Origin of the sequence: Paenibacillus thiaminolyticus, assembly GCF_003591545.1 — a bacterium.
Classification (GTDB): domain Bacteria; phylum Bacillota; class Bacilli; order Paenibacillales; family Paenibacillaceae; genus Paenibacillus_B; species Paenibacillus_B thiaminolyticus_A.
The window spans coordinates 43,690-59,268 of record NZ_QYZD01000006.1 but is presented as its reverse complement, the minus strand read 5'-3'; the positions used below and the strand labels follow the sequence as shown (position 1 = coordinate 59,268).

The 15,579-nt window shown below is 57.8% G+C and carries 17 protein-coding genes; all 17 read right to left on the bottom strand.

What is annotated here, in order from left to right; all coding sequences use genetic code 11:
- Positions 1–29: 29 nt before the first annotated feature.
- On the bottom strand, positions 30–860 hold the full coding sequence (gene trpA, locus DQX05_RS09265) for a tryptophan synthase subunit alpha (RefSeq protein ID WP_119792914.1): 831 nt from the start codon (positions 858–860) through the stop codon (positions 30–32).
- A complete protein-coding gene (trpB, locus tag DQX05_RS09260) occupies positions 857–2,080 on the bottom strand; it encodes a tryptophan synthase subunit beta (RefSeq protein ID WP_119792912.1) in 1,224 nt (407 codons plus the stop codon). Before trpB ends, trpA begins: the two co-directional genes overlap by 4 nt.
- Entirely contained in the window at positions 2,037–2,831 is a 795-nt protein-coding gene (locus DQX05_RS09255; RefSeq protein ID WP_259391881.1) for a phosphoribosylanthranilate isomerase, read from the bottom strand. Before DQX05_RS09255 ends, trpB begins: the two co-directional genes overlap by 44 nt.
- Before the next feature lie 14 nt (positions 2,832–2,845).
- Positions 2,846–3,649 (bottom strand): indole-3-glycerol phosphate synthase TrpC, encoded by an 804-nt coding sequence (gene trpC, locus DQX05_RS09250; RefSeq protein ID WP_119792911.1) that lies wholly within the window; start codon positions 3,647–3,649, stop codon positions 2,846–2,848.
- Positions 3,639–4,694, bottom strand: a complete 1,056-nt coding sequence (trpD, locus tag DQX05_RS09245) for an anthranilate phosphoribosyltransferase (RefSeq protein WP_119792909.1) — start codon at positions 4,692–4,694, stop codon at positions 3,639–3,641. Before trpD ends, trpC begins: the two co-directional genes overlap by 11 nt.
- On the bottom strand, positions 4,691–6,343 hold the full coding sequence (gene trpE / locus DQX05_RS09240) for an anthranilate synthase component I (RefSeq protein WP_119792907.1): 1,653 nt from the start codon (positions 6,341–6,343) through the stop codon (positions 4,691–4,693). The genes trpD and trpE overlap by 4 nt, the downstream gene beginning before the upstream one ends.
- Before the next feature lie 407 nt (positions 6,344–6,750).
- Positions 6,751–7,119 (bottom strand): chorismate mutase, encoded by a 369-nt coding sequence (aroH, locus tag DQX05_RS09235; RefSeq protein WP_119792906.1) that lies wholly within the window; start codon positions 7,117–7,119, stop codon positions 6,751–6,753.
- Between the two features lie 2 nt (positions 7,120–7,121).
- Positions 7,122–8,243 (bottom strand): 3-dehydroquinate synthase, encoded by a 1,122-nt coding sequence (gene aroB, locus DQX05_RS09230; RefSeq protein WP_119792904.1) that lies wholly within the window; start codon positions 8,241–8,243, stop codon positions 7,122–7,124.
- An 11-nt stretch (positions 8,244–8,254) separates the two neighbouring features.
- Positions 8,255–9,424 (bottom strand): chorismate synthase, encoded by a 1,170-nt coding sequence (gene aroC / locus DQX05_RS09225; protein ID WP_119792902.1) that lies wholly within the window; start codon positions 9,422–9,424, stop codon positions 8,255–8,257.
- A 212-nt stretch (positions 9,425–9,636) separates the two neighbouring features.
- Positions 9,637–9,822 carry a molecular chaperone gene (locus tag DQX05_RS09220; RefSeq protein WP_119792900.1) on the bottom strand — a complete coding sequence of 62 codons (186 nt, stop codon included), beginning with the start codon at positions 9,820–9,822 and terminating at the stop codon, positions 9,637–9,639.
- 89 nt (positions 9,823–9,911) lie between these two features.
- Positions 9,912–10,793, bottom strand: coding sequence for a CheR family methyltransferase (locus DQX05_RS09215; RefSeq protein WP_119792898.1), 882 nt, complete (start codon positions 10,791–10,793; stop codon positions 9,912–9,914).
- Positions 10,794–10,958: 165 nt separating this feature from the next.
- Positions 10,959–11,402, bottom strand: a complete 444-nt coding sequence (ndk, locus tag DQX05_RS09210) for a nucleoside-diphosphate kinase (RefSeq protein ID WP_119792897.1) — start codon at positions 11,400–11,402, stop codon at positions 10,959–10,961.
- 90 nt (positions 11,403–11,492) lie between these two features.
- Complete coding sequence (hepT, locus tag DQX05_RS09205; RefSeq protein ID WP_119792895.1) at positions 11,493–12,467, bottom strand: heptaprenyl diphosphate synthase component II; 975 nt, start codon at positions 12,465–12,467, stop codon at positions 11,493–11,495.
- Between the two features lie 8 nt (positions 12,468–12,475).
- A complete protein-coding gene (locus DQX05_RS09200) occupies positions 12,476–13,345 on the bottom strand; it encodes a menaquinone biosynthesis protein (protein ID WP_119792893.1) in 870 nt (289 codons plus the stop codon).
- A complete protein-coding gene (locus tag DQX05_RS09195; protein WP_119792891.1) occupies positions 13,317–13,946 on the bottom strand; it encodes a UbiX family flavin prenyltransferase in 630 nt (209 codons plus the stop codon). The genes DQX05_RS09200 and DQX05_RS09195 overlap by 29 nt, the downstream gene beginning before the upstream one ends.
- Positions 13,943–14,815: a UbiA-like polyprenyltransferase gene (locus DQX05_RS09190; protein ID WP_119792890.1), complete on the bottom strand. Its 873-nt coding sequence runs from the start codon at positions 14,813–14,815 to the stop codon at positions 13,943–13,945. Before DQX05_RS09190 ends, DQX05_RS09195 begins: the two co-directional genes overlap by 4 nt.
- A complete protein-coding gene (locus DQX05_RS09185) occupies positions 14,808–15,569 on the bottom strand; it encodes a demethylmenaquinone methyltransferase (protein WP_259391880.1) in 762 nt (253 codons plus the stop codon). Before DQX05_RS09185 ends, DQX05_RS09190 begins: the two co-directional genes overlap by 8 nt.
- Positions 15,570–15,579 lie beyond the last annotated feature (10 nt).

Genomic DNA, 15,579 nt, shown 5'->3' with positions numbered 1-15,579 from the left:
TTTCTTACATGGGAAGTCGCTGCAAAGCGTTAATTTCTTAATTGTCGCACAAAATCGCAAATTTGCAAGATCCCATCTTCAAAAGTGCCCTCATCGGACAACAATGGTTGAGCTTCTTCTATTTTCCGCACGATGGCGCTGCCGACAATAACGCCGTCGCAGTACGCTGAAAATTGCTTCACGTGAGCGGGCGTCGAGATGCCAAACCCGACGCAGACAGGAAGCTCGGTCGTTGCCTTTACTTGCCGGATGAACCGCTCGACCTCGTCATCGAAGCTGTCTCTGATCCCGGTCACGCCTAGCGAGGATACGCAGTAGATGAAGCCGCGGCCTTGTGCCGTGATGCGGCTGATCCGCTCTTCCGAGGTTGGCGCGACGAGCGGAACGAGGTGAATGCCGCTAGCATCCGCCGCTTCCCGCACTGGCCCGCTCTCTTCGTACGGCAGGTCGGGGATGATCGCCCCGCTGAAGCCGGCATCCGCCGCTGTCCGGAAAAAGCGTTCGATTCCGTACTGCATGACCGGATTGTAATACGTGAACAGGACGTAAGGAATGCGGGCTCCTTGCTCCCGCGCCTGTCTCGCTACCCGGAAGCTGTCCTCCAGCGTCACGCCGCCGCGAAGCGCCCGCTCCGCTGCCCGTTGAATGACCGGCCCGTCCGCCAGCGGGTCGGAATACGGCACGCCCAGCTCAATGACGTCCGCGCCCGCTTCCTCCAAGCGGAGCAGCAGCTTCAAAGTCGTTCCGCAATCCGGATCGCCCAGTGTAATAAACGGCATCAACGCCGCCTTCCCTTCCGCACGGTAGCGCGCGAACATATCATCCAGCCGGTTCGTTGCCTGTGCAGCCATGTCGCTCATTCTACCTCTCCCCCCAGCGTCTCCATAATCTGATTGACGTCCTTGTCACCGCGTCCGGACAGACAGATGACCAATATCGAATCCGGGGACATCGACGGCGCTTCCTTGATCGCCTGCGCCACGGCATGAGCCGATTCCAGCGCCGGAATAATTCCTTCGGTCCGGCTCAGCAATTGAAGCGCGTCCAGCGCCTCTTCATCCGTGATCGGCACGTACTTCGCCCGCTTGCTGTCCTTCAGGTAGGCATGCTCCGGGCCGACGCCCGGGTAGTCCAATCCGGCCGATATCGAGTGTGCTGGCTGCACCTGTCCGAATTGATCCTGCAGCACGTAGCTGAGCGAGCCCTGGAACACCCCGCGGGATCCCTTCGTCATCGTGGCGGCGTGGAACGGGGTGTCGATCCCTTTGCCGGCAGCTTCGACGCCAAGCAGCTCCACTGACTCATCCTGAAGGAACGGGTAGAACATGCCCATCGAATTACTGCCCCCGCCGACGGCGGCGATGACGAGATCGGGCAGCCGCCCTTCCTTCTCCAACATCTGCTTGCGGGTCTCGTCCCCGATAATGCGCTGGAAGTCACGCACCATCATCGGATAAGGATGCGGACCGGTCACCGATCCGAGAATATAGAAGGTATCATCGACATGGCTGACCCAGTAGCGCAGCGTCTCATTACAGGCATCCTTCAGCGTGCGGGTTCCCGACAGGACGGGAACGACCTCCGCCCCAAGCAGCTGCATGCGGAATACGTTCAGCCGCTGACGCTTCATATCCTCTTCCCCCATGAATACCTTGCATTCCATGCCGAGCAGAGCCGCTACGGTCGCAGTCGCCACGCCATGCTGCCCCGCTCCCGTCTCGGCGATGACCTTCTTTTTGCCCATCCGCTTGGCCAAGAGCGCCTGGCCGATCGTGTTGTTGATTTTATGCGCGCCCGTATGATTGAGGTCTTCCCGTTTCAAATAAATTTTGGCCCCGCCCAGCGTCTCGCTCAACCGCTCCGCATAATAAAGCGAGGTCGGTCTTCCGGAATACTCCCGCAGAAGCTTGATGAGTTCTGCCTGGAATTCCGGCTCTTTCGTATAGTTATGATAAGCTTCATCCAGCTCGAGAAGCGCGTTCATCAACGTCTCCGGCACGTATCTGCCGCCGAAGTCGCCGAAGCGGCCGTGAGCGTCAGGCAACGCCGCCGCCGTTCCCTTCGTCTGTGTCTGTTCCATGTGCTCTCACCCTTTCGATAAATGCGGTTACTTTACGAATATCTTTGACCCCGTCAGTCTCTACCCCGCTCGATACATCTACGCCATCGATGCGGCTGCTGGCAAGCAGCCTCCCCACATTGTCCGGGTTCAAGCCCCCCGCTACATACAGGGGAAGGCCGAATTCTTCGGCAAGCGAACGATAGTCCGGAATCACGGTCCAATCGAATGTGCGCCCGGATCCGCCTCCCTGCGACGCATCATGCGTATCCAGCAGGACAGCGTCAATGGAGTGCTGCATACGGCGCAGCATCGCTTGCGCCGCAATTGTCCGGTCCCCATCCGCTTCCGCGCCGGCAATCGGCACCGTCAGCCATACCTGTACCTCATGACGGCTCTTCAACCAAGCGGGAAGGTCCGGATCGTGATCGGCGATCAGTTGTACGGCGTCGAGGTTCGCTTCCGCCAGCACCGCGTCCACATCCTCCCGCCGCGGACGGGCGAACACCCCGACCGTGAGCGGAAGCTTCTCGAGCTCTTCCTTCAGGCGGGCCAACCAGCCGCGCACATCGGCAGGCGATACTTGCCTCCGGCTTGGCGCGAACACGAAGCCGATGCAGTCCGGTCCGGCCTCTACGATGTCCCGTGCCATCTCCAGCCCGGTCACCCCGCATATTTTCACGCTCGGCAGCCTTCCGTGGCCGCCGCCGCTCCGCTTCTTCCCTGCTGCCTCCGTCACTTCCGGCATAACAACACGCGCTCCTTCCGTCATACCCGCAACCCCCGTCATACCGCGATCCGCGGCAGACCGCTCATCAATTGCTCTACGGCCACTTCCACGTTCGGCTGCCGCATCAGATGCTCGCCGACGAGCGCGGCGTCGATTCCCATGTCCGCCAGACGGTTCATATGCTCGGGCTTATGGATTCCGCTCTCGCTGACCAGCGTCCGATCGGCCGGTATGAGCGCGCGCAGCCGTTCCGTCTGCTCCAGATCCGTTACAAATGTATGCAAATTCCGATTGTTAATCCCGATGAGCGGCGCATTATCGAGCGCCAGCACCCGCTCCAGCTCCTGCTCATCATGAACCTCGATCAGCGTCTCCATGCCCAGCTCGAGCGCGCAGCGGTTCAGCCGCGCCAGCTCGCTGTCGTTCAAGATCGCCGCGATGAGAAGTACGGCATCGGCGCCGATGACGCGGGCTTCCAGCATCTGCAGCTCATCGATGATGAATTCCTTCCGCAGCACCGGCAGCCCCGTCCGGCCGCGCACCTCGCGCAAAATATCGTTGCCGCCTTGAAAATAATCGCGATCCGTCAGCACCGACAACGCATCGGCTCCGGCGGCTTCATAACCGCGGGCGATGGCCGCCGGATCGAAATCTTGGCGAATCAGCCCTTTGGAAGGCGATGCCTTCTTCACTTCCGCAATCAAGCCGACGGAGCGCCGTTTCCCGGCCGTCAGCGCGTATATGAGCGAGCGGCACGGCGGCAGCTGCGCGATGGCCCGCTCCGCCTCCCGGCGGTTCAGCTCCGCTGCCAGTTCAGCTACCTCCCGGCGCTTCGTCTCCACAATTCGATCAAGAAACATGACTCCATCCCCCTGTCGCTTCTCTCCATTGCTCCAGCTTGCGGAGCGACTGTCCGCTGTCAATCGCATCGGCCGCGATGCGGACGCCTGCGGCGATGCTATCCGCCTGCCCGGCGACGTAGATGCAGGCGCCGGCATTCGCAAGCACAATGTCGCGATGCGGTCCCTGCTCCCCGTGCAGAATGCGGCGGATAATGCCCGCGTTCGCCGCGGCATCGCCGCCCAGCACGCTGGACAGCGGCTGCGTCTGCAGCCCGAGCTGCTCCGGTGTAATGTCGTACGTTCTCAGCTCGCCATCCTTCAGCTCGCTAACCCGGGTTGGAGCGGACAGGCTGATCTCGTCGAGGCCGTCTTCGCTCGCGACGACGAGGGCTCGCTTCAGGCCCAACTCGCGGAGCACCGCCGCGATCGTCTCGGTGCGTCTGCGGTCATAGATGCCCAGCACCTGGCGATCCGCTCCCGCCGGATTGGTAAGCGGGCCGAGCATATTGAACACCGTGCGCACGCCCAGTTCCCGGCGCGGGGCGGCGGCATGCTTCATCGCGGGGTGGAACACCTGCGCGAACATGAAGCAGATGCCAACGCGGTCAAGGCATTCCGCAGCCTCGTCGCTCGTCAGATGGATATTGATGCCGAGCGCCTCTAGCACATCGGCGCTGCCCGAGCGGCTGGAGGCGGAGCGGTTGCCGTGCTTCGCGACCCGCACGGAAGCGGAAGCCGCGATAATCGCCGATACCGTAGAAATGTTCAGCTTGTGGATGCCGGAGCCGCCGGTCCCGCATGTATCAAGCAGCCGATCCTGCGCGGTGATGACGTGGCGGGCATGGCTGCGCATCGCCTCGGCGAACCCGACAATCTCGTCCACCGTCTCGCCCTTCAGGCGCAAGCAGGCCAGCAAAGCGCCAATCTGGGCGGCGGAAGCATGGCCGTCCATCACGTCGGACATAACCTCCCGCGCTTCTTCGCGGCTCAGATGGCCGCCAGCCAGCACATGGGCCAGCGCTTGCTTCGTCAAGACGCTGTCTGGAAGCGTGTGAGTACTCATTGCGATACGCTCCTTTCTGCCATAAGCTTTTTCCCCGGTTGAACGGCCGTGTAATAGTCCCAATTGACCGGGAGCGCGGCCCGCTCCGCAGCCTGGACGGATGGACGGCCGTCCTTCGGCGCTTCGACGGATGCAGCAGCGGATTCCCTGCATTCGAACATCTCCTCCGCCGTCTGAATGGCAAGCAGCAGCGCCTTCGCCTTATTGAGCGTCTCCTCGTATTCCTTCTCGGGAGCCGAATCCCATACAATGCCGGCGCCGGCCTGAACATAGGCGGTTCCCCCCTTGAAAATAATCGTCCGAATCGTAATGCAGGTGTCCATGTTGCCGTTGAAGCCCAAGTAACCGATAGCGCCGGCGTACGCCCCGCGCGCTTCCTGCTCCAGCTCCGCGATAATCTCCATCGCGCGCAGCTTCGGCGCGCCGGAGACCGTGCCGGCCGGCAGACAGGACAGGAAGGCGTCGAAGAAATCTTTGTCCCGGCGCAGCGTGCCGGATACGTTCGATACAATGTGCATCACATGCGAGTAGCGCTCAATGCCCATATACGTATCGCAGTGAACGGTGCCGAATTCGCATACCCGGCCGAGATCGTTGCGCCCCAGGTCGACCAGCATCACATGCTCGGCCCGCTCCTTCTCATCCTTCAGCAGTTCTTCCTCCAGCGCCAGATCCTCTTCTTCCGTCCGGCCGCGCGGCCGGGTACCGGCGATTGGCCGCGTCTCCACTCGCTCGCCGTTGACCCGGACGAGCGCCTCGGGCGAAGTGCCGACGAGTGTTTCATCGTCCATTTTCAGAATGTACATGTACGGGGAAGGATTCGTCATCCGCAGCACCCGGTACACATCTAGCGGATCAACCGTCGTCTGCCGCTCGAACCGCTGCGAGAGGACGACTTGAAAGATGTCGCCGCCGCGAATGTACTCCTTCGCCCGCTCCACCTTATCCATAAAAGACGCCCGCGTCTCATTCGAACGGTACGGCTTCAGCTCGGAGGCCGCTCCTCCCGGGAGGAAGCGGCCGCGCTGCAGTTCGGTGGCCGGAGCAGCCAGCAGCTTCTCCTGCAGCCGTCTCAGCCTCTCCTTCGCCTGCACGTACAGCGTCCGGATATGTTCTGCTGTATCGTCCCGCTCCAGATGCAGATTGACGATGAATTGCATCTGCTGCTTGACGTGATCGAATACGATCAGCTGATCGCAGAACATGAATCGAATATCATTCATCATCAGGTCGTCCCGCCGATGGCGCGGAAGCCGCTCATACTGCTGCACCAGATCATAGCCGAAAAAGCCGATCGCCCCGCCTGTCAGCGGCGGCATGCCCGCCAACGTCGGGCTTTCATACTTGCGGAGCAGCTTCTTCACAGCGGCGAGCGGGCGCTCGTGAATCTCGGCGACCGCCTCCCGTTCGGTAATGCGCAGCGTGCCGTTCTTGCCCTGAAGGATCAGAAAGGGATCGGTGCCGATAAAGGAGTAGCGCGCCCATTGGACTCCGCCCTCCACGCTTTCCAGCAGAAAAGCATAAGGCTCCTGCTTCAACCTTTGGAACAAACGAATCGGGGTCTCTGTATCGGCCGTGATGGTCTCGGAGACCGGTACAACAGGATAAGTGCGGGATAATCGCAATACTTCATCCACATGAGGATGCATGACATCCACTCCTTTCGAGTTCGGGTGAGTCGGATGGAAGCAAGAAACAAAAAAACCTCTACCGTAAGGTAGAGGTCCGTTGATTCAATCATGACATTGTGGATGAGCAAGCTCAAGGTATATCAAAGGACGGATCGCTAAATAAAGGTCAGACTCACCCAATCCTCCACGATTGTTACTCAAAAAGGAAGGGAGGTTCCTACACCTATAGCGATGGCATCCGCTTATGACGTATCCATGCTCTCAGCTCGACTCAACTCAATCTCATCTCAACTCTACTCTACTCAACTATGCTTCTTCACATCATACCCGCAAATGGACGATGCGTCAACACCCGAACGGAAGCAGACGGCATCGCGGTCACTTCCTTCCGTACGGGAACGCTGATTCCCGGGGACGCTTCTCCGCTATGAAGTAGATAAGTCCGGGCGCAGCTGGGAGGCCTCATTCAAATACACGTGACGCATCTCCCGCTGCGATTTGTCTGTATTGACGGTTACCATCAAGCGGATGCACAGCGGCAGGCTGCCCACGACGGGCACCTCTACGGCGCACATTAACGGCACCCACTCCCAGCCCGGCATCGCGCGAATCGCCTGTGCCGGGAAGGAAGCGTTCAGATCCTGAGTCATCGTAATCCATATGCTGACGATGTCCTCCGGGACGATCTGATTCTCTGCCACGATATGCTCAAGCAAGACGGTCGTCTCGCCCCGTATTTCCTCCGCATCATTGCGCTGGACGGTGGTCGCTCCGCGTATTCCCCTTGCATACATGCTTATGTCGTCTCCCCTTTCAACTCTTCGATGATGTTCCGCACCAGTTCGACCGGCACATCACGCCGAATCTCCACCTTGCCGATAGCTGTCGGGAGCACGAATACCGTCCGGCCTTCCTTGAACTTCTTGTCATGCATCATCGCATCCAGAATCGCCTCGGTCGAATAGCCGGCCGGAATCGATACAGGCAGGCCGAACTGGCGCATCAACGCTTCCGTGCGCGCTGCGACATCGGTTGCCGCTCCTATCCGCTCCGCCAGACGGGCCGAGCCTACCATTCCGATCGCGATCGCTTCGCCGTGCATCAGCTCGCCATAGCCGGCAACCGCCTCCAGGGCATGGCCGATCGTATGGCCCAGATTCAGAATCGCCCGCAGTCCGTTCTCGCGCTCGTCCTGGGATACGACGGCAGTCTTGACGGCGCAGCCTTGCGCCAAGCCATAGGCCAACGCTTCCTCATCCTTGGCCAGCAGCTTCGCGGCATTCGCTTCGCACCAATCGACGAAGCCGGCGTCCCAGATCAAGCCGTGCTTCACCATCTCAGCCAGACCGGAACGGACATCCCGATCAGGCAGCGAGTGTAGGGTCGCCGTATCATAGAGCACGAACTTCGGCTGATGGAAGGCGCCGATGATGTTTTTGGCCAGCGGATGATTCACCGCAACCTTGCCGCCGACGCTGCTATCATGCGCCAGAATCGTGGTCGGCACCTGGATGAACCGGATGCCGCGCATATACGAGGCCGCCACGAAGCCGGCCAGATCGCCGACGACGCCGCCGCCCAGCGCGACGACCGTGGACATGCGATCGCAGCCCGCCTCCAGCGCGGCGCGGACGCAGTCCTCGAAGACGGCCAGCGATTTTGATTGTTCCCCCGGCGGTACGGTAAGCGAAGCGGTACGGTAGCCGGCCGCGTGCAGCGACTGCTCCGCGAGATTCAGATAACGGCGGCCGACATGCTCATCGGTAATGATGAGAACCGGGCTTCCCGAAGGGATGCCCGCTTGCCGGCTCGCCTCGCCAAGCCGGTCTAGCAGTCCGCTTCCGATCCAGATAGGGTAAGAGCGTTCGCCAAGATCGACTCTCAGCTCCACGGCTTGCATCGCTTCCTTGTTCTCCATGACGCTCCCTCCTAGTACCGGGCCACTTGCTGCAAGTATTGCTCGTAGTTGGCGCGAATCTCCTCCATCGAATCTCCTCCGAATTTCTCCAGGAACGCCTTCGCGACCTCCCAAGCGACGACATGCTCCAATACGATGCTGGCCGCAGGCACGGCACACGCATCGGAACGCTCCACTTGAGCCGTGAAGGCTTCCTTCGTATCGATATCTACGCTCCGCAGCGGTTTATACAAGGTCGGAATCGGCTTCATCACGCCACGAACGACGATCGGCATCCCGTTCGTCATCCCGCCCTCGATGCCGCCGAGCCGGTTGGAATCGCGCGTATAACCCTTCTCTTCATCGTAGAGGATCTCGTCATGCACCTGCGACCCGCGCAGTCGTCCGGCTTCGAAGCCGATGCCGATCTCGACGCCTTTGAACGCGTTGATAGACATAACCGCCTGCGCGATACGCCCATCCAGCTTGCGATCATATTGCACATGGCTTCCCAATCCGACAGGGACGCCTTCGACGATGCACTCCACGATGCCGCCGATCGAGTCGCCCTCTGTCTTAATCTGATCGATATAGGCCTCCATCGCCTGCTCCGTCGCGGAATCGACGACCCGAACCGAAGACTGCTCGGTCCGTTCAATCATCTCATCCAGCGGGAGAGAATGCGGAGGCGCCTCGATCTCCCCAATGCGGATAACTTGTCCGCCTATCTTGATGCCGAATGCTTCCAGCAGCTGGCGGGCGAGAGCGCCTACCGCGACGCGGGCCGCGGTCTCTCGCGCGCTGGAGCGCTCCAGCACATTGCGCAAATCGGTCAATTGATACTTCAAGCCGCCGTTCAGATCCGCATGTCCCGGACGGGGACGATGGACCCGCCGCTTTTCTTCGTCCGAGCCTTCAATCGGCTCCACGTTCATAATATTCCGCCAATGCTCCCAGTCCTTATTCTCGACTACCAACGCGATAGGAGCCCCGGTCGTATAACCATGACGCACCCCGCCGACGATTGCGGCCGTATCCGTCTCGATCTGCATCCGCCGTCCGCGGCCATACCCTTTTTGCCGGCGTTGAAGCTGAAAGTTCAACTGTTCAAAGTCAATCGCCAGGTTGCTGGGCATCCCTTCAACGATGGCGGTCAATTGCGGTCCGTGGGTCTCTCCTGCTGTCAAATAACGTAGACTCACCGTTGCTCCCCCTTTAAGCTGTATTGCTGTAAATGGCTAAAATCCTTAACTCTTTTGCTCATTATAGTATAGGAGGCAACGTTTGACAAGAAAACAAAAACACGCTCTGGAGGCGTTATGCCGCCAAGAGCGTGTCATGACTATGTGCACATATATCGCGGGCCGCTATCCGGCAGCGGGACCCCAAGAACCGGAATAGGTCTTCGGCTCCGCTATCTCCATAGAGAGGCGCGCTTCGAGGCCCCCCGCACAGGAGCAGGAACCGTTCCCGCCCGCTCCCCCTCCGCCAACAAAGGGAGCCAGTTTTTCAATGTGACTTCCACCCCAATGATTTGGGCGCATTCGTGGATCGTTAAATCTCCTCGATGGTAAGCCGCGATGACCGTCCTCTTATCCATACTCGTTGGTCGTCCCTCCGTCCTCGTAGTCATCCTAGAGGATGTTCATACCGTCTACGTAAGTCTAGTATCGGAAGAAGGGATGCGGATTATACGCTAGATGCCATTTTGCGGTAGAAGAACGTCTCTATCGTCTCCAGCCCGTATTGGCCCGGATTGAAAATCTGTTCCGTGCTTCCTACGAATAGAACCCCGCCCGGTTTCAGCGCATCGGCGAATTTACGGTACAACTGGAATTTGGCTTCCTCCGTGAAATAAATCATGACATTGCGGCAAATGATCAAATCCAGCGAGGTGTCGAACGTGTCTTCCAGCAGATTCTGCTTGCGGAACTGAATCGCGCTCTTCAATGACTCGATAACCCGGTATCCTTCCGGCGCCTGCTGAAAATATTTCTGCCGGTACAGATCCGGCACATCCTTCAGTGAACGTTCTACATAGCACGCTTCCTTCGCCTTCAACAACACGTTCTCGTCAATGTCGGTAGCGGTAATCTGAGTGCGCTGCAGCAGGCCCGACTCATTCAAGAGCATGGCCAGCGTGTACGGCTCCTCTCCGGTAGAGCAGGCAGCGCTCCAGCAGCGCAGCTGCTTCGTATTGGCCGCCAATGCCGGCAGCACGCTGTCTCTCAGGGTGACCCAACGATTCGGGTTGCGCCAAAATTCGGAGACATTAATCGTCATCCGATCCAAAAATTCATTCAGCAAACCCGGGTTCTGCCGGATCGCTTCGGAGAAGCTGCGGAATGTCGTATATCCGTTCTTCATGCGCAGCGTCGTCAACCGCCGCTTCATTTGCGCTTCCTTGTACTGCAGCAGATCAATTCCCGTCAGGCGCTTGACCTCCACCATGAACTGCCGGTAATCCTCATCCTCTTGTCCCGCGGCTGCGGAAGAGGCTCCGCCTTCGGTTGTCGATTGACCGAAAGGATAGGACGATAGGGCAGGCTGCCGCTTCGATTCATGCATCATTATTCACTCTCCACCACTTCATCATAGGAGCCGTTCTTCACAACAGCAAAGAACACGGCTGAACAGTTTCCTATTCGCCGTGTACCGATGCTTTTCCTGCTTTATGTAAGCTCTTTCATAAATAAGTCCGAAAATGCAGGAGAATCTTTGAAGTGCGGGCTATGATCAGATCCAGCTCGCCAACGCGCGATCATAGCTGATAATGTCGCTGTCGGCAAATAGATTCGCGATCTCTCTGGCAGCGCTTTCTTGCGAATCGGAACCATGCACCAGATTGAGTGGGGTGTGGGACGCATAATCGCCGCGAATCGTGCCCGGCTGCGCCTCTCCTACCTTCGTCTTGCCAATCATCAAGCGCGACAAGCTGATAATCTCATCACCTTCCCAGATCATGGCGAACACGGGACCAGAAGTAATGAAATCAACCAATTCGCCAAAAAACGGCTTTTCGGCATGCTCGGCATAATGGTGTTCGGCTTGTTCGCGCGTAATCATCATTAATTTCCCGGATACAAGCTTCCATCCTTTGCGTTCAAAGCGGCTTACGATTTCTCCGATGAGGCCTCTTTGCACGCCGTCAGGTTTGACCATGATGAATGTGCGTTCCATAGGTTCACTCCTCAATTATGTGAAAGTAGTCCAGCGAACCAAGTATACCAAATATTTCATCATTGCGCACCTTGACTTTTTGAATCCGGATTAATGGGATCGATTGGCAATAAAATAGGCGATATCCCGCAGGTTTTTGCGCGCACGGATATCAGGCAGCTGCTCAAGAGCATGAATCGCTTTGTTGATGTAGCGTTCAGCGAGCTGCTCCGCACGCCGGATGCCTGCGCTATCCCGAATATTATGTAAAATCGAAGATACATCCGTATGTCCGTTCATGCACCGGATGCGCTCAATATCGCGCAGTAGCGCCTGCCGGCGGCCGGCCTCTTCCAGCGCATAAATGACAGGCAACGTCAAATTGCCCTGCCGGATGTCATTGCCCGGAGGCTTCCCCAACTGCGCTTCGGTCCCGGTCAAATCCAGCACGTCATCGCGAATCTGGAACGCCATCCCGACATTATAGCCGAACTGGTACAGCTGGCGGCCGATGGCGGCCGTAGCCCCGGAAGCGATAGCCCCCAGCTGGCAGCTGATCGCGATCAGAAGCGCCGTCTTGCGGCGGATTCGCAGCAGGTACTGCCGCTCGGATTGGGACGTATTGAAGAAATCCCGTATTTGCTCCATTTCCCCGATGCACATTTGAACCATCGCTTTCGACAGAATGCGGTGAATTTGCGGGTCCTGCAGCTCGGTGGCTAGCACCAGCGCCTGCCCATAGATATAGTCTCCGGTATACATGGCAACCCGGTTGTCCCATTTTGCTTTGACGGTCAGCTGTCCCCGCCGCATATCGGCATCATCGATCACGTCGTCGTGAACGAGCGAGGCCATATGAATCAGCTCCAGAGGGACGGCTACATATTTGAGTCTCTCCAGATCATAGGTTCCGAATTTGCCGCCCAAGAGAACGAAGACCGGACGGATGCGCTTGCCACCTGCCTTGAGAAGCTGCAGCGAAGCGTCATTCAGCGTCCGGAGATCGGTAGCGATCGATCGTTCCAGTTGCTCCTCGATATACGATACATCCTGCTTCATTGTTGCGTAAATGTCCCACAATTTCATGCCTTCACCTAACCAACCGTATTTTCCGACCAGAGTTCAAGCCGAACTTCATGATCAATAAGCCCTAACTCGTATGCGTATTGGAAATAGCGTTGAAGCCCTTCCTGCTGCGGACGATCGAAATCGTAATTCAAATTGGTAAAATAATTCATCCAATAGTCGACCGTGCCGCCGATCGTGCGTACGGCCTCCTGCGCCAGCGGGCGCGGATCGAGAAGGCTCTTCCGCTTGCTGGCTTCGAACGCCTCCATAATAATCCTGATATCGTCGCCATGCTGGCGGATGACGTCCCGATTGACCGCCCATACCGCGAAGGTCATCCAGTGCCCGGTCCATTGGCGCCACAGCTCGCCTAGATCGATCACTTCATATCCGGGATTATTCCAGGAAGCCCGGATGGCGTGATCGCCGATAAGAACGGCGCCGTCCGCTTCAGCCATCATCGCGTCCAGATCCGGATCCATCGGAATGTAGTCCGGGCTGGCATGATAGAACTTCGCGGCGATAATCTTGAATAGATTGGTCGACGTAGCCGACGTTGTCGTCAAAGCGATCTTGCCCCGAAGCGCATCCTCCAGCGGCTTCTTCAAAAAGAGAAAGATGGAATTGACGCGGCCGTGCGCGCTGACCGACAAATTCGGGAACAGCGTATATTGCTCGGAGGAAATGCCGTAAGCAAACGCCGAAATCGGCCCCATATCAATCCTGCCCTCACGCATCGCTTGGTTCAGCCCGGCAGGAACGGCCGGGATCATGTCCAACATCGCCCGGGTATTCTTCGGCTCAAAATGATAAAAGATCGGCCATACGTTCGTATAATCGATACGGCCGATGCGAATATGGGACGGGTTATTGTTCGTCTCTTCCTGCAGTACCATCAGGTTCCCCCCACCTTCTAAACAATTGATGCTCGATATCGATTGTGTCCAGCACCTTCCCGACCAGGAAGTTCACGATGTCATCCAACGTCTGCGGATGATAATAGAACGCCGGCATCGCCGGCACGATGCGTACGCCCATATGTGCGAGCTTGAGCATATTTTCCAGATGGATCGCATGCATCGGCGTCTCGCGCGGCACAATGATGAGCGGGCGCCCTTCCTTCATCATAACATCGGCAGCCCGTCCCATCAGGTTATCCGAGGAGCCGTGGGCCAAGGATGACAGCGTCCCCATGGAACAAGGCATGATGATCATTCCTTGGACGCGGTATGAGCCGCTGGCGATCGTAGCCCCGATATCCTGGATCGGATGGTACACGATGCGGCCGGCTTGTTCTCCGAACGCCCGCTCGATGGCCTCCTGGCGCCGGGTGACTTCCCAACCCAGCTCTTCCTTCAGCACCCGCCATCCGGCATCCGAGACGAGCAAATGCACAATGCAGCCGGCTTGCAATAGGCATTCCGCGAGCCGGATGCCGTAAATCGCTCCGCTTGCCCCGGTAATGCCGACGACATAACGCTTGTCCGCCGCTGTCATGACCCCAGCACCACCAAATCCAGCAAAGTGAAGCCGAATACGACAATGCTCAAAATGCCGTTCAGCGTAAAGAATGCGGTGTCCGTCCGGCTCAGATCATACGGCTTGACCAGCATGTGCTCATAGATGAGCAAGCCGGAAGCAATCACGGTGCCGATAATATACCACCAGCTCAATTGCGTGACGAACAGCAGCAGCAGGAAGCCGATCGCGGTGACAATGTGAAACCCGCGCGCTATCCACAATGCCTTCGCAATGCCGAACCGGGCGGGAATTGATTTCAAGCCTTCCTTGCGATCGAATTCGTAGTCCTGGCATGCATAGATGACATCAAAGCCTGTCGTCCAGCAAGCCACCGCCAAATAAAAAATAATAGAAGTCCAGTTGATCTCATTCGTGACCGCAACCCAGCCCCCTAACGGAGCCAGGGCAATCGTCAAGCCGAGAATAAAGTGGCACAGCCATGTAAAGCGCTTCGTGAATGAATAAAAAACCAGCATAAAGACGGCAATAGGCAATAAATAAACAGCCAGCGGCTGCAGATTGGCGGCTGCCCAGAATAGCAGTCCGAACGATACGGCCGTGAATAATATCACTTCTCCTGCCTTGAGTAGGCCGGCCGGAATAGCGCGGTTGGCCGTGCGCGGGTTTTTGGCGTCGATGGCGGCATCGATGAGCCGGTTCAAGGCCATCGCCGCGCTTCGCGCTCCGACCATAGCCATCAAAATCCATCCCCATTCGGCTAGCGTAGGGAAGCGGTTATCCATGACCATGGCGCCAAGGATAGCGCCCATGAACGCAAACGGAAGCGCGAATAACGTATGTTCGATTTTAATCATTTCTAGGAAAATACGCACTTTTTTAAACATGTCCATTCCCCTTCGTGCCGATGTGCAGCGCGGCAATTCCTCCCGTTAGCGGCTTTGCCTCCACTTGCTCCAGGCCGGCGGCGCGGAACATGTCGGCCAGTTCCTCGCGGCCCGGGAACGAAGCCAAGGACTCCGGGAGCCATTTGTACTGCTCGTAGCGCTTGGCAATCAATTTCCCCTGCAACGGAAGCAGCCGTTCGAAATAAAAATAGTACAGCCCCTTGAAAGGCTGCCATGTCGGCTTGCTCAGCTCCAGGCAGACGACCCGTCCCCCGGGCTTGACCACTCTCCGCATCTCCCGAATCACCTGATCATAGTCAGGAACATTGCGGAGCCCGAAGCCGATCGTCACATAATCGAAGTTATCATCCGGGAACGGGAGATCCATCGCATTGCCTTCAACAAGCCGGATCTGATCCTGCAAGCCCAATTTTTCTATCTTGCGCTGTCCGACGGACAGCATGTTCGGACTGAAGTCCAGACCGATCATCTGCCCCGTGCGGCTCGCCTGCGCCAGCTGGATGGTCCAGTCGCATGTCCCGCAGCATAAGTCGAGCGCGGTCTCTCCGGGCTGAACATTCATCCGGCGCATCGTATAATTCCGCCACGCCTTATGACGCCGGAGGCTCATAATATCATTCATGATATCGTATTTATGAGCAATGTTCTCGAACACATCATGCACATATTTTTCTTTGGACTTCCCCGTTTTTGGAGAATGTGTCTCCATGTTATGCGTCACCTTGCCCTTCACCTTAATCCGG

Coding starts and splice junctions, on each gene's coding strand:
- trpD (WP_119792909.1), bottom strand. CDS start 4,694: ATGAGTACTCACACGCTTCCAGACAGCGTCTTGACGAAGCAAGCGCTG.
- DQX05_RS09255 (WP_259391881.1), bottom strand. CDS start 2,831: ATGACGGAAGGAGCGCGTGTTGTTATGCCGGAAGTGACGGAGGCAGCA.
- DQX05_RS09200 (WP_119792893.1), bottom strand. CDS start 13,345: ATGGTACTGCAGGAAGAGACGAACAATAACCCGTCCCATATTCGCATC.
- trpA (WP_119792914.1), bottom strand. CDS start 860: ATGAGCGACATGGCTGCACAGGCAACGAACCGGCTGGATGATATGTTC.
- ndk (WP_119792897.1), bottom strand. CDS start 11,402: ATGGAACGCACATTCATCATGGTCAAACCTGACGGCGTGCAAAGAGGC.
- DQX05_RS09195 (WP_119792891.1), bottom strand. CDS start 13,946: ATGACAGCGGCGGACAAGCGTTATGTCGTCGGCATTACCGGGGCAAGC.
- DQX05_RS09215 (WP_119792898.1), bottom strand. CDS start 10,793: ATGATGCATGAATCGAAGCGGCAGCCTGCCCTATCGTCCTATCCTTTC.
- trpB (WP_119792912.1), bottom strand. CDS start 2,080: ATGGAACAGACACAGACGAAGGGAACGGCGGCGGCGTTGCCTGACGCT.
- aroH (WP_119792906.1), bottom strand. CDS start 7,119: ATGTATGCAAGGGGAATACGCGGAGCGACCACCGTCCAGCGCAATGAT.
- DQX05_RS09220 (WP_119792900.1), bottom strand. CDS start 9,822: ATGGATAAGAGGACGGTCATCGCGGCTTACCATCGAGGAGATTTAACG.
- aroB (WP_119792904.1), bottom strand. CDS start 8,243: ATGGAGAACAAGGAAGCGATGCAAGCCGTGGAGCTGAGAGTCGATCTT.
- trpC (WP_119792911.1), bottom strand. CDS start 3,649: ATGTTTCTTGATCGAATTGTGGAGACGAAGCGCCGGGAGGTAGCTGAA.
- DQX05_RS09190 (WP_119792890.1), bottom strand. CDS start 14,815: ATGTTTAAAAAAGTGCGTATTTTCCTAGAAATGATTAAAATCGAACAT.
- hepT (WP_119792895.1), bottom strand. CDS start 12,467: ATGAAATTGTGGGACATTTACGCAACAATGAAGCAGGATGTATCGTAT.
- trpE (WP_119792907.1), bottom strand. CDS start 6,343: ATGCATCCTCATGTGGATGAAGTATTGCGATTATCCCGCACTTATCCT.